The sequence below is a fragment of the Psychrobacter sp. TB15 genome, assembly GCF_000511655.1.
In the GTDB taxonomy this organism is placed as follows: Bacteria; Pseudomonadota; Gammaproteobacteria; order Pseudomonadales; family Moraxellaceae; genus Psychrobacter; species Psychrobacter submarinus.
The window spans coordinates 242,157-256,362 of sequence record NZ_AYXN01000015.1 but is presented as its reverse complement, the minus strand read 5'-3'; the positions used below and the strand labels follow the sequence as shown (position 1 = coordinate 256,362).

Annotated in this window: 9 protein-coding genes; all 9 read left to right on the top strand. The window is 46.4% G+C overall.

Features of this window, described 5'->3' with window-relative positions:
- The first annotated feature begins 131 nt into the window (after positions 1-131).
- The 9 genes from W234_RS0103895 to gltB all read left to right on the top strand — a co-directional run bounded on the left by W234_RS0103895 (position 132) and on the right by gltB (position 14,066).
- Positions 132-1,187, top strand: a complete 1,056-nt coding sequence (locus W234_RS0103895) for a pilus assembly protein PilM (RefSeq protein ID WP_025644935.1) — start codon at positions 132-134, stop codon at positions 1,185-1,187.
- Positions 1,187-1,858 carry a PilN domain-containing protein gene (locus tag W234_RS0103890; protein ID WP_025644933.1) on the top strand — a complete coding sequence of 224 codons (672 nt, stop codon included), beginning with the start codon at positions 1,187-1,189 and terminating at the stop codon, positions 1,856-1,858. The genes W234_RS0103895 and W234_RS0103890 overlap by 1 nt, the downstream gene beginning before the upstream one ends.
- Positions 1,855-2,571, top strand: a complete 717-nt coding sequence (locus W234_RS13630; protein WP_037058819.1) for a type 4a pilus biogenesis protein PilO — start codon at positions 1,855-1,857, stop codon at positions 2,569-2,571. Before W234_RS0103890 ends, W234_RS13630 begins: the two co-directional genes overlap by 4 nt.
- Positions 2,564-3,094 carry a pilus assembly protein PilP gene (locus tag W234_RS0103880; RefSeq protein WP_025644931.1) on the top strand — a complete coding sequence of 177 codons (531 nt, stop codon included), beginning with the start codon at positions 2,564-2,566 and terminating at the stop codon, positions 3,092-3,094. Before W234_RS13630 ends, W234_RS0103880 begins: the two co-directional genes overlap by 8 nt.
- Before the next feature lie 26 nt (positions 3,095-3,120).
- Positions 3,121-5,508 carry a type IV pilus secretin PilQ gene (gene pilQ / locus W234_RS0103875; RefSeq protein ID WP_025644929.1) on the top strand — a complete coding sequence of 796 codons (2,388 nt, stop codon included), beginning with the start codon at positions 3,121-3,123 and terminating at the stop codon, positions 5,506-5,508.
- Positions 5,509-5,722: 214 nt separating this feature from the next.
- Positions 5,723-6,274, top strand: a complete 552-nt coding sequence (gene aroK / locus W234_RS0103870) for a shikimate kinase AroK (RefSeq protein ID WP_025644927.1) — start codon at positions 5,723-5,725, stop codon at positions 6,272-6,274.
- 349 nt (positions 6,275-6,623) lie between these two features.
- Complete coding sequence (gene aroB, locus W234_RS0103865; RefSeq protein ID WP_025644925.1) at positions 6,624-7,760, top strand: 3-dehydroquinate synthase; 1,137 nt, start codon at positions 6,624-6,626, stop codon at positions 7,758-7,760.
- A gap of 132 nt (positions 7,761-7,892) precedes the next feature.
- A complete protein-coding gene (locus W234_RS0103860; RefSeq protein WP_025644918.1) occupies positions 7,893-9,014 on the top strand; it encodes a hypothetical protein in 1,122 nt (373 codons plus the stop codon).
- Positions 9,015-9,602: 588 nt separating this feature from the next.
- Positions 9,603-14,066 (top strand): glutamate synthase large subunit, encoded by a 4,464-nt coding sequence (gene gltB / locus W234_RS0103855; RefSeq protein ID WP_025644916.1) that lies wholly within the window; start codon positions 9,603-9,605, stop codon positions 14,064-14,066.
- Positions 14,067-14,206: the final 140 nt, after the last annotated feature.

Here is a 14,206-nt window from a genome sequence, read left to right as displayed (position 1 = left end):
CTAGGTTCGCATGAAATGTGTAATTCTCTGAGAAAAGTTTTTAATTACTTGAATATGTCTATTAAGTAACGTATTGTATTCCATGATTACAAAACCTTTGTAATCTATATTCTATATAAGGTGTAGGGTCTGTGAAGCTACTTTCTTCTAAGCATCAGAGTTTAATTGGAGTAGATATTTGTGCAACTTCAGTAAAGCTAGTTGACATAACTCGGCAGCAAGGCGTTTATCATCTCAAGTCTTATGGTATCGAAAGATTACCGCCAGGGATAGTCGTTGATAAGCTGATTGTCGATACTGAAGCGGCTGGTGACACGATTGCAAGCTTAGCGCGCCAAAACCGAGTTGCAGGCCATGATGCTGCAACCGCGGTCTCAGGCTCGTCGGTCATTACCAAGATTATCGATATGGATGCTACTTTAAGCGATGTTGAACGCGAAGCACAAATCCGTCTCGATGCAGATCAGTATATCCCTTATCCTTTAGATGAAGTCAATCTGGACTTTGAAGTGCTAGGGCCTTCTGTCGTTGATGACACGATGGTGCAAGTCTTGCTAGCAGCCTCACGCTCTGAGAACGTAGATCAGCGGGTGGACGCCTTGGCCTTTGGTGGTCTAAAAACCAAAGTTATGGATATAGAGTCGCACGCTATCGAAAGAGCTTTTCAGATGATGGCAGATAATTTACCAAATATGCCAGAATTGGTCGCTGTTATCGATATTGGCCATCATCAAACGACCTTATATATTGCTAAAAACGATAAATTTATCTATAGCCGCGAGCAGTTATTTGGCGGGTTGCAGCTCACAGAAGCCATCCAAGAGCGCTACGGGTTGTCTTATGAAGAGGCGATGGTTAATAAGCATGAGCGTATGTTGCCTGATGATTATTATCCTGAAGTGCTCACGCCGTTTATGGAAAGTACGGTACAACAAATCACTCGATCGCTACAGTTTTATTTTTCCTCAAGTCAATATGACCACATTGATCATATTGTGCTCGCTGGCGGTAGTAGCTCTATACCCGGTCTTGCCGGCATGATCCAGCAAAAACTAAATATCGGCGTTACCGTCGCCGATCCATTTATTAATATGACTATCAGCCCTTATATTGACAGCGAGCAGTTGGCTATCGATGCTCCCAGCCTAATGGCGGCTTGTGGGCTTGCGCTTAGGAGCTTTAACTAATGGCTCGTATTAACCTACTACCATGGCGTTCTGAGGAACGCGCCCGCCGCAATAAAGAGTTTTTGACGCTAGTTGCTGCAGTGACGCTGCTGGCATTGTTGTCCGCGTTTGCGACTTGGAGCTATTTTAATAATGAGCTCGAAGAGCAGCGTGACGCCAATGATCGCATCATGCAAGAAAACAATCGTTTGGATACGGTACTTGCGGAGATAGATACGCTTGAGCAGCGCCGAGAAGATATTATCTCGCGTATGCAAGTTATCCAAGACTTGCAGGGACGACGCCCAATTCCAGTGCGTTTATGGGACGATGTAGCAAAGGCGATGCCTCCAGCGCTTTATCTGAATAATCTAAAGCGTGAGGGTGACCTACTTACCTTTACCGGCCTAGCGGACAACCCAAACGTAGTCTCAAGCTTAATTCGTAATTTGGACGACAGCCTGTGGATGGAAAACTCCGCCGTACGTAATATTCAGCAAAATATTAGTGCCTACGAGGCAGAAGCGACCTTAAATCGAGCACCTACTAACGGTGAGCGGCCTCGACCTATATACCCTGAGGACAGTTACGTGCAGTTTGTAGTAACCACTCAAGTGCAGTCCTCATTAACTGAGCCTACCCAGTCAGCAGAGATCGCCGCTAGTGCTAATGGCTCTGGAGGTACTTTATGAGTCCTATCCGCAAAAAAAGCCTCATAAAAACCAAAAAAAGCGCAATCAAAGCGCAAGGCCCATTGACCCCGCCAAAAAAATCATTCGACTTCAATGATTTTCGTCGTAGCTTTGAATCGCTAGATACCCAAAACTCTGGCAGTTGGCCGCTACCAGTTAAAGTGACCGTGTTATTGTTAATTGTCGTCTTCATTGCTGCTATGGCTTGGGCGTTACCGATTAGTAGTAAAATCGATGAGATTAAGGCCAGCGAAAGTGAGCAGCAAACCTTACTTGAGACCTATCGCCAAAAAGAGTCACGAGCACGGCATTTAAACACTTATAAAGCGCAAGTGGCGCAAATGGATATAGAATTTAATACTTTGCTCGATCAGCTCCCTAAAGAGACTCGGGTTTCTGAATTGGTAGAAGGTATCAATATGACGGGAGTGGGCAGTAATATCCGCTTCCAAGATATCTCTGTTGAGCCTGAGATTGAGAATGAGTTTTTTATCGAGCAGCCTATTCGTATTGCTGCTTTGGGCGAGTATCATCAGTTTGGCAGTTTTATCAGTGGTCTTGCTGCCCTGCCGCGTATCATTACTATGCATGACTTTGAGGTGAGTAATCCACAGCCCACTTTAGAAGCCATTCCGGAGCTGAATTTGATCTTACAGACCAAGACCTATCGCTCAAAAGAAGTGACGCCTGATGAGGAGGCTGCTGATGATTAAGCCGCTACCCAGCCTTATGCTTTTAACGATGACGACGCTTTTGCTCAGTGGCTGTGCCGATAGAATCGGTCTAGCTGAGCAAGCCATGCAAGACATACGAGCGTCACAGGCACAAGAGGTTGAACCGACGCCTAAAGTGTCACTAGTAGAAGACTTTGTCTATAGCGCAAGCAGTCTACGCAGTCCTTTTTTACCACCAAGTTTGGTAAATATGCAAGGACCGACCACGGCTATCGACGGCATACGCCCTGATATTAACCGTATCAAACAACCTTTAGAGCAATATGAAATCGCTCAGCTGACTTTTCGCGGTGTTGTGGTTTCTCCTGAAGGACAAGAGTACGCTTTAGTTCAGCGTCCAGATGGGTCAGTCGCTAGTGTAAAGGTAGGTGATTATCTTGGACTCAATGATGGCCGTATTGTTGAGATTACGCCCACGCAGATTAATCTAATTGAAATTGTACCAGACAGCCGCGCCGGGTTTATTGAAAGACCACAGTCGCTGGTCTCTCCTATAAATTAAGATGGTAGATTTTTGAGGAATAAGTAATGACCGTACGTAACAATAAGGCAAGGACGATAAGTAGTCGTGTTTCCTCTACTTTCGCCGCTCCTGTGTTCGCTTTGGGCATGACCGCTATTATGAGCAACGCTTATGCGGTGCAACGCATCAATGAGGTGTCTGTTGTGCAGACGGCGCCAGCAGTAACGCAGCTGCGTTTGGGGTTCAATGAGACGCCAAACGTACCGGCAGCTTATCAGCTCGATAACCCTAGCCGTTTAGTCTTAGACTTTGAACAAGTCCAAAACGGTTTGGCGAGCCGCTTCAACGATTATAATGTGGGTATAGTCAACGATATTACGACTTTGAGTAATGACAGTACGACGCGCCTTATTGTTGGGCTGAAAAAAAGCGGTGATTATACTACCGCAATAGAAGGTAACGATCTGCTATTGACGATCAATGATCCTGCACGCCAAGTCATTACCAATGATCCGGTCGCTGATGTGCTCAATAACCAATCAGCAATCATCACCACCACGCCTATCGACAGCCCAGTAGTAGCGACCAATGTCGTAGCGACTGATAACGTCGTAGCCGCGCCAGTGGTAGTGCGGCAAGCACCGACAAAACCGCAAGTACCGGCTGATACTATGGTGGTCAGAGTCAATCCTTTATTAGACCCCAATCTTGCTGCCTCGCAAGTGAGTCGTCAATACAGCTATGATGGTTTGACGGCCTTGAACTTTGCAGCCGGCAGCGGTGGCGGCGGTAATGTCAGTATCACTTTAGCCAATGAAGCTATTCCGGTTGATGTACAGCGCCAAGGCAATAAGCTTGTCGTACGCTTGACGGGCAGTACCGTACCTAGAAACCTGCTGCGCCGTCTCAATATCAATAGCGGCTTAGTCGCGAGTGTCGATACCAAAAACCAAGGTCAGACCGGTATTATCACTATCAATATGAATGGTGACTACGAATATCAAGCGTATCAATCAGGCGCGCAGTTAAATATCAGCATCTCTGAGCCTGAGCTACTACGTGAGCCGACGCTAGAAGAAAAAGTCTATACTGGTGAAGCGCTGTCTATGGAGTTCCAAGACGTTGAGATTCGTAGTGTGCTTGATATCTTAGCGCAGTTCACTAATATGAACATTGTTGCTAGTGATTCAGTCGCTGGTAATATCACCTTGCGCCTTATCAATGTGCCTTGGGATCAAGCGCTCGATATTATTCTAAAAAGCAAAAACCTAGGTAAGCGCGAAAACGGTAATGTCATCTTAGTAGCACCGGCGACGGAGCTGGCTCAGCAAGAGGCAGATGAGCTACAAGCGCAGCTCGCGGTTGACTCTTTTTCACCGCTACGCACGGAGTATATTCGTCTAAGCTATGCTAGAGCGGAAGATGTATTAAATCTTATCTCTGAGGGCAGTGGGCCGGCCAATAACAATAGTGGTCTTCTTGGTACTGGTAATGCGGCTAACATCGAAGATAACAATACTCTATTGTCTAATCGCGGCACCGTCACTATCGATGAGCGTACCAATACTTTGATTGTCAAAGACGTCGCTGATAGCATTGAGAATATTCGCGAGCTGATTACCAAAATCGATATTCCGGTACGCCAAGTGATGATCGAGGCGCGTATCGTTAGTGCAACTGATACTTTTAGTAAAGAGATTGGCGTGCGTTGGGGTATCTTATCTAGCGGCGCGGCAACCAATCGCAGTTTACTGGTGGGCGGTAGCAATCAGACGTTAGCGGACTTAAAAGATTTTGACATCGAGACCACGACGGTCAATGGTCAGACTGTGTCTTATCCGAGCTATGATATTAGTAGCCCTGATAATTTGAGTGTCGACTTGGGAGTGACTAATCCGGCGGCTGGCAGTATCGCTTTTGGTCTGCTTAGCTTATCCGATGTGATGCTAGATCTTGAGCTCTCTGCCTTGCAAGCCGACAATCGCGGGGAGGTCATCTCTACGCCGAAGATTTTGACTGCAGATAAGCAAACTGCCAAAGTCTCCTCAGGTACGCAGATCCCTTATCAAGAAGCGGCGGCAAGTGGCGCAACGTCTACTAGCTTTAGAGAAGCGGCGCTTAGCCTTGAGGCCACGCCGAACATTACCCCTGATGGTAAAATTGGCTTGCAGCTTCTTATTACTAACGGGACGCCAACCATTATCAATGGCGATGTCGCTATCAATGAAGATTCGATTTCAACCAATGTCATCGTCGAAGATGGACAGACCATTGTCTTAGGCGGCGTGTTTAGAAACCGTACTAACAACGGTGTGGATAAAGTACCGTTCTTAGGCGATCTACCTTATATCGGCCGTGCTTTCCGCCGCGATGTGCGGAGTAATAATAAAGAAGAGCTGCTGATATTTGTGACACCAAAACTTATCAACGATGGCATCAGTCGTTTGGACTAACCCGGTTAATCCTGTAACCATGAAAGTTAAGCGGTTTTTATTTTACACATCGTCCAATTTTAAAGCGAAGAAAAGCAAGCCTAAGTGCTTGCTTTTTTGTGTCTTAATGATGCTCAAAAAGGCTTAATAAAATTTTTGCTGTTAATATCAAGGTTGATTACTAGCCAGATTATCGATGACGTTGTATGATAGTTAATTTAGCTGAGTAAGTGTTATGTTGGAGGAATTACCGTCGGTATTTATAGTCGGGCCGATGGGTGCAGGAAAGACCACAATTGGCCGTCTGCTTGCCAAACAGCTAGGGCGTGAGTTTGTTGATAGCGACTGGTATATTGAGTCCCAAACCGGCGCGGATATTGCTTGGATATTTGCCAAAGAGGGCGAAGCCGGCTTTCGTGAGCGTGAAACTCGCGCTATTAATGAGCTGACCCAAAAGCCCCAAATCGTATTAGCCACTGGTGGCGGTGCGGTCATGAGTCATGATAACCGAGAGTTTTTGCATCAGCGCGGTATCGTGGTTTATCTGAATGCCCCAGTTGAGGTGCAAATGGCGCGCACGGCCAAAGATAAGTCGCGCCCGCTATTACAACAGCCGAATCCCAAACAAATCCTACAAAGTTTATATCAAGTCCGTGATCCATTATATCGACAAGTGGCTCATATTATTTTGCCGACTGGGCACACTTATCCGCGGCATATGGTCAATCAGCTATTGCAGCAGCTAGAACGGTTTATTGCTACAACGCAGGGCGACAACACGCCTTAATACTCGCGATATTGCGTTTATAAGCCGTAACTACCGTTGTATAGTCGATACACTCTAAAAATGTCATAGCGCTACTGGGATGAATTTTGCGCAGCCTCTGGGAACGCAGCACGCAAGTAAAATTTATACCAGTAGCGCGTTTAAATCCATAACAGTTTTACATTCAGCTAACTATAACTCACACCAAGTGTGCCGAAGGTGTGTTGAAAGGGTGTTGCAAAGAGTGGTACAGAAAATGTGTTGCAAAAGCTGTGTTGCAAAAAATAAGCCTCAGTCTAGATATGCCGCCACTTAACAACGTCGATATTCAATAAAAAACAGCGTCTAGATTTTTACATAGGAAGCCGGTATGGCAAAGCCCCTGTTCGATGATAGTTTGACAGTACAAACCCAAAGCCATGATTATCCTATTATTATTACCGCAAGTTGTAGCGATAGCGAAGATGCCGCGAGTGACAGTAACAAGGTAAGCACTATGGCGCAGCGCGTCGCACCGTATATTACGGGCAAGCAAGTGTTAATCGTCACCAATGAGACTGTCGCGCCTTTGTACTTGCAGCCTTTACAGCAGCAATTATCTACTGATTTTCAGGTAGCCGTCTGCGTCTTACCCGATGGTGAGCAGTATAAAAATCAAGATCATATCAATAAAATATACGATGCACTCATGGCGCAGCATTTTAACCGTGACGTGACTTTACTTGCGCTTGGCGGCGGCGTGATTGGCGATATGACAGGTTTTGCTGCAGCAAGCTTTATGCGCGGCGTCAATTTTATTCAGATCCCGACGACTTTGTTGGCACAAGTGGATTCGAGCGTGGGCGGTAAGACCGGTATCAATCATCCGCAAGGCAAGAACATGATTGGCGCGTTTTGGCAGCCGCAGATGGTACTGGCTGATATGAATACTTTGCAGACTTTGCCCGCGCGCGAGCTGTCAGCAGGTATCGCCGAGGTGATTAAGTACGCGCTGATTATGGATGAAGCGTTTTTGACTTGGCTTGAGCATAATCTGCCGGCCATGATGGCGCTTGATCTAGAAGTGCTTGCTGTAGCGGTTAAGCGCTGCTGTGCCTATAAAGCGCAAGTGGTCGCGCAAGATGAGAGAGAGTCAGGCGTCAGAGCATTATTGAACTTTGGTCATACCTTTGGTCATGTGATCGAGACGCATGAGGGCTATGGCGAATGGTTGCACGGAGAGGCAGTGGCTGCTGGTATGGTACAAGCGGCAATGATGTCACAAAAGCTTGGCTGGCTGACTCAGAATGATACCGATCGGATAAAACATATCTTAACGCTTGCCAACCTCCCTATTACTCCGCCTGCTATCTCAGCGGCAACCGCTCTTGACCTAATGGGTCATGATAAAAAAGTCAAAGGCGGCAAGATTCGACTGATTTTACTCAAATCACTAGGCGAGGGGATATTGACCGATGATTTCGATGAGAAGCTATTGATAGAGGTTTTATCCCAATCTAATCCATAAAGCGGTATACTGTTATTATAGATGACTGATATTTATGACTTTTTAGAGAGTTCTAGTCTATTGTCTTTTGTATTTATTCATTGTTAGTGTCGATACTTATATTGGCAACCTACATTACCAAGGAAATTTTTCATGGCACAATCGCGCGCATCGACATCTCCTGCGAGCCGATCCTATCGTCGCCAAGCGCTTTTATGGCTGATGATGGCGTTGTTACTCGGAGTAGTGACTGCATTGGTTTGGATGTTTAGTCAGACATCTGCCATCGGTGCTCAAATTGAGAATGCGCCGCTGTCAACGCCGCAAGTCACCGTCGATGAGCTCAAACAGCCATTATCCATCGAGTCCTTACATGAGCTTGATACCGATGTACAGCCTATCGACTTTGAGGCAACGGTCCGTGATTTGCGTAATTATCCTGATGAGTTTAAGGATAAGCGTTACTTATCAGCGAACAAAGGTAAGTGGACGGTACAAGTGATGAATGTGGCCGAAAACGACGTCATCGTCAGCTATTTAGAAAGCCGTAAAGATCGTGACAAGTTTGCCTATTTTCGTTATCGTGATGAAAACAATAAATTACGCTATATGTTGACTTATGGCATTATGAGCAGTCCGCAAGAAGCCGTAGGCGCTGCTAAGCTTATAGACTTTGGGCTACCAGCTGGTGTACGAGTATTGCCAGAGGAGATCAGCCGCTACGTCAGTATTATTGATAACTACGAGCGTCCAGAACCAATAAAAGATCTGAGCAGCAGACGCGCTCGTTCCGTTAAGCTAAAACGTACCCAGCGTGAAGTGCCAGTACGTCAACAGCCAACAACTAATGATAATGATAACGCTGCTACAGAGGATAGTATTTCTGCTGATACTATCAAGCAAAGAGCAGAGCGTAATATGGCAAATGCCCAAAACGATGCAGCTGCAAATAGTCAAAAAGAGAGTATTCGTCAGTCCGAGGATACTTCAGCGACTTTATCTGTCAATGAACAGCGCTCAATTGACTCTGATAATGAAAACATCGCTCAAATACCAAGTAATACCCGTAACACGGACGCTGAAGTCAAAAAACCACCGGTAGTCACCGCGCCGAAACCGCCTACTGATAAGGATACGAGCGCTCCGCCGAAAACGAACAATAACAATAACAATAATGCCACGCCTAAACCGGCTAACACCGCAAATGATGCCGCGAGTAATACAGCAAATAGTAACGACAGTATGAAAGAGCTCATTCAGGAAAGAACGAATTAAGCGGAGCAGCTCACTTTTTTAACGACAAAAACTCATGATAGAGGTAAGCGGAATAGGTCACATAAATAACTAGATTTTTGCTTAAATATTATCTATGATGAGTACCTGCGCTGATTTGTACAATTATCGTAAACTTGCTACTCTTTGTACAAATCAACGCCAGGTATAAACGTTATCTTACTCATGAAAGATAAGATAACGACTCTAGGTATATCGTCAGCTTTATAATAAGTCAGTTATTGTAAGGGCTATATCAGCCTTAGTAGCTGTCACCTCAAATGGTTGTTATAACTCAATCATAGCTCTAACCGTCTGGTTATTTGCTATGGCAAAAAATAATTAATTTACTACTTAAGGATAAGTCGTCGATAAGACGAGCGTTGAATTGACGCTCTTATAAAGTCTTGCTTAAATAATTTTAGGCATCTGGTGCAGTTTTAGCCGTTCATCGCGGGCTCTATTAATCCGCTTAAATAAATATATTAGCATAAAGTTTAGTAAATTTTATTTTAATTGCATTTTACTTGCAATGCTGCGTTTAATGTTCGCATTGGATACCAAGCGCCCGTTCACCCAAAAGGATAAACCATGTCAATGATCTCCTCGCATAGCCATCTAGCGACTCCAGATGATTTCTCTGATAACTGTGGTTTTGGTTTGATTGCTCACATTGAGGGACAAGCCAGTCACGACTTAGTCAAGACCGCTATTCATAGTCTCAGCTGTATGACCCATCGCGGCGGTGTAGCAGCAGATGGCAAGACTGGCGATGGCTGCGGCTTATTGCTAGCGACGCCAAAAGCGTTTTTTCAAACTATCGCTTCTGAGCAGGAGCTGTCTATCACTGACAACTTTGCTGTCGGCATGGTGTTTACTCATTTAGATAGTGAAAAGGCCGCTCATAGCCAGCAGGTGTTAAACGAAGAGATTACTGCACAAGGGTTAGAAGTAGCTGGCTGGCGCGAAGTACCGTTAGATCTGAGTATCGTCGGTGATATTGGCCGTGAGACGCTGCCTGATTTTAAGCAAGTATTTGTCAATGCTGATGATGATCTAGCTGCAGATGACTTTAACCGTAAGCTGTTTGTCGCGCGCAAAAAAGCCGAGCAGCGTCTGATCGATGATGAATTGTTTTACGTGTGCTCGTTGAGCTGCCAGACGATTATTTATAAAGGTCTGGTCATGCCTTCAGATTTACCAGCCTTTTTCTTAGATTTACAAGATGAGCGCTTGGCGTCACATATCGTGGTTTTCCATCAGCGTTTTTCGACCAATACGTTACCGCGCTGGCCGCTTGCGCAGCCGTTTCGCTATCTGGCTCATAATGGTGAGTTAAATACCATTACAGGTAACCGCAATTGGTCTAAAGCTCGCACACCAAAGCTCAAATCAGACAAACTGCCGAACCTAAATAAATTGACGCCGCTTGTAAATACCACAGGCTCTGACTCATCAAGCTTAGATAATATGCTTGAAGTACTGATGTCTGGTGGTATGAACTTATTTCATGCGATGTCAATTTTGGTGCCACCAGCATGGCAGAACGTCGATAGCATGGACATGGATTTGCGAGCGTTTTATGAGTTTTACTCGCAGCACATGGAAGCATGGGATGGTCCTGCAGGCCTTGTCATTCAAGATGGCCGTTATGCCGTCTGTATGCTCGATAGAAACGGTCTGCGTCCATCGCGCTGGGTAACGACTAAGAATGGCTATATCACTGTGGCATCGGAAGTAGGGGTTTGGGACTACTCACCACAAGATGTGTTGGCAAAAGGTCGAGTTGGCCCAGGTCAAATGCTCGTTATCGATACAGTGACAGGTCAGGTTCTAGATACGACTGCCATTGCAACGTTGTTGAAAAATGCACATCCGTACCGCAAATGGCTACGTGAAGAGGCCACCCGTATTCGTGATGACGAGCGCTTAGAAGAAACATTGGCAATGCAAGCTTGCCGCGGTGACAAGCTAAAAGCATTACAAAAAATGTATCACATCACCAATGAAGAGCGTACCGAAATCATTCGACCCAATGCAGAGAATGGCCAAGAGCCAGTAGGCTCGATGGGTGACGATACGCCAATGGCAGTACTGTCACAGCAGATACGTCATGTGGGTGATTTTTTCCGTCAGCAGTTCGCGCAGGTGACCAACCCACCGATTGACCCATTACGTGAATCCATTGTGATGTCACTACAAACTTGCCTAGGCGCTGAAACCAATGTGTTTGCGCCATCAGCAAGAGATGCTCATCGTATTATTTTGTCATCACCAGTCTTGTCAGCCAGCAAGATGCATCAGCTTGAAACGTTGGATGATCCAGCATTCAAGATGGCTCGTATCGATCTGAACTATGACCGTACTCTAGAGCTATCTGATGCTATCGTTGCTATTTGCAAAGAAGTGGCAGATAACATCCGCTCGGGCAATACCTTGATCGTACTGTCTGATAAAGAGATCGATACAGAAAAAGTACCCGCCAATGCCATCATGGTCACAGGAGCCGTGCATCATTATCTGATTGCAGAAGGCATCCGTACTGATGCCAACCTAGTCGTTGAGACAGGTCTTGCTCGTGACTCGCATCAAGTGGCTGTATTGATCGGGTTTGGTGCAACTTGTGTGTATCCATATCTGGCATATGATGTTATCGATGACTTGGTTGCGACTGGTGAGTTGCTTGGTGACCCAATTCAAGCCCGCGTCAATTTCCGTAAAGGCTTGGATAAAGGCTTATTAAAGATTTTGTCAAAAATGGGCATCTCGACCATTGTCTCTTATCGCGGCGCGCAGTTGTTTGAAGCGGTCGGCCTGTCTGAAGAGGTGGTCAATCTTTGCTTTAAAGGCGTACAAAGCCGCATCAAAGGCGCGACTTTTGCTGACTTAGCTGCCGATCAAGCCGTACTTGCTGCCAATGCCTTTAAACGCCGTGCACCGCTCGATCAAGGCGGTTTGCTCAAGTTCGTCTTTAATAAAGAGTACCATGCCTTCAATCCTGACGTGATTAACAGCTTACATACGGCGGTACGTACGGGTGATTACGAAAATTACCAGAATTATGCCAACCTCGTAAATAGCCGCCCAGTTGCGACGTTGCGTGACTTGTTACAACTAAAAACTGACAACAGCATCGATGTTAATGAGGTCGAAGACATCTCTGAGATTTTGACGCGCTTTGACTCTGCGGGTATGTCATTAGGCGCTTTATCGCCTGAGGCGCACGAGTCCATAGCGATGGCAATGAACACGATTGGCGGGCGCTCAAACTCAGGTGAGGGCGGCGAAGATCCGGTGCGTTATGGTACCTTGCGTAACTCGAAGATTAAACAAGTTGCCTCTGGTCGTTTTGGCGTAACTCCTGCGTATTTGCGCTCAGCTGAAGTCATGCAGATTAAAGTTGCGCAGGGTGCTAAGCCGGGTGAGGGTGGTCAGCTGCCAGGCGGCAAGGTCAATGCTTTGATTGCGCGTCTGCGTTACTCAGTACCGGGGGTGACGCTAATTTCACCGCCGCCGCACCATGATATTTATTCTATTGAAGATTTAGCTCAGCTTATCTTTGATCTTAAGCAAGTCAATCCAGATGCTTTGGTCTCGGTAAAGCTCGTTTCTCGTCCAGGCGTTGGTACGATTGCGACGGGCGTTGCCAAAGCTTATGCTGATCTGATTACCATATCAGGCTATGATGGTGGTACCGCGGCATCACCCTTAACGTCTATCCATCATGCCGGCTCGCCGTGGGAGCTGGGCCTGGCTGAGACGCATCAATCTCTACGCGTCAATGGCCTACGTGACAAAGTCCGCATCCAAACCGACGGCGGTCTCAAGACGGGTCTAGATGTGGTCAAAGCCGCTATCTTAGGCGCAGAGAGCTTTGGCTTTGGTACCACGCCGATGATTGCGGTTGGTTGTAAGTACCTACGTATCTGTCATTTAAACAACTGTCCAACAGGCGTTGCTACCCAAAAATCCAAGTTGCGTGATGAGCACTTCATCGGTGAGGCGGAGATGTTAATCAACTTCTTTAAGTTTGTGGCGACTGAAACGCGTGAATGGTTAGCTGTACTGGGTGTTCGCAGTATGGAAGAGCTAGTTGGGCGTACCGATCTGCTTGATATTTTAGAAGGTCATACTGATAAGCAGCGTCATCTTGACTTATCACCGCTCTTATTTAGTCATCCTGCCAGTAGCGGTATGCCGCAGACTTGTCAGGTCGAGCGTAATGAGCCATTCGATAAAGGCTTGCTCGCTGAGCAGATGATAAGTGATATGATGCTTACCATTCGTCAAGGCACAGGCGGTGACTATAGCTATTATGTCGGTAACTGCGATCGCTCTATCGGTGCGCGTATCTCCGGTGAGATTGCCGAGCATTGGGGCAATCTTGGCATGAGTGATATGCCAATCAAGCTTCGTTTGACGGGGACCGCAGGGCAGAGCTTGGGGGTATGGAATGCAGGCGGTCTGCATATCGAGCTTGAGGGCGATGCGAACGACTATGTCGGAAAAGGTATGGCAGGCGGCGAGATTGTCATCTACCCACCAAAAGAATCTAACTTTGCTGCAAAGGACACTGCTATCATTGGTAATACCTGTCTATATGGAGCAACGGGCGGTAAGTTATATGCTGCTGGGACCGCAGGTGAGCGTTTTGGTGTTCGTAACTCTGGCGCGCATGCGGTTATCGAAGGCACAGGCGACCATTGCTGTGAATATATGACGGGCGGTATCGTCACGATTCTTGGACGTACTGGTCTTAACTTTGGGGCTGGTATGACGGGTGGTTTTGCTTATGTACTCGACATGGAAGGCGACTTTTTTGATCGTTGCAACCATGAGCTGATCGATCTGAACCGCATCTCTAGCGAGCAGACCGAAGTACATCGTATCTATTTGCAGCAAGTGATTGAAAACCACGTGGCTAAGACCGGCAGCGCTTGGGGACAGACACTCTTGGCAGATTTCGATTATTACGTGCGCAAGTTTTATTTGGTTAAGCCAAAGGCGGCAAGTATTGCCAACTTACTCAATACTACGATGGCAGATCCGCAGTAGCATGAGTAACTTGAGTAGCATGTCAGTAGCGTATCAGAAACGCTGCGCTGTATAAACGCAGCGGCTTTCAGCAGGTCCGTGATGCTGCGATATTCTAAAGACTTGATTCTGTATTGAGAAACTGGTCTTTATCGCTCATC

Coding starts and splice junctions, on each gene's coding strand:
- W234_RS0103880 (WP_025644931.1), top strand. CDS start 2,564: ATGATTAAGCCGCTACCCAGCCTTATGCTTTTAACGATGACGACGCTT.
- pilQ (WP_025644929.1), top strand. CDS start 3,121: ATGACCGTACGTAACAATAAGGCAAGGACGATAAGTAGTCGTGTTTCC.
- W234_RS0103860 (WP_025644918.1), top strand. CDS start 7,893: ATGGCACAATCGCGCGCATCGACATCTCCTGCGAGCCGATCCTATCGT.
- gltB (WP_025644916.1), top strand. CDS start 9,603: ATGTCAATGATCTCCTCGCATAGCCATCTAGCGACTCCAGATGATTTC.
- aroK (WP_025644927.1), top strand. CDS start 5,723: ATGTTGGAGGAATTACCGTCGGTATTTATAGTCGGGCCGATGGGTGCA.
- W234_RS13630 (WP_037058819.1), top strand. CDS start 1,855: ATGAGTCCTATCCGCAAAAAAAGCCTCATAAAAACCAAAAAAAGCGCA.
- W234_RS0103890 (WP_025644933.1), top strand. CDS start 1,187: ATGGCTCGTATTAACCTACTACCATGGCGTTCTGAGGAACGCGCCCGC.
- aroB (WP_025644925.1), top strand. CDS start 6,624: ATGGCAAAGCCCCTGTTCGATGATAGTTTGACAGTACAAACCCAAAGC.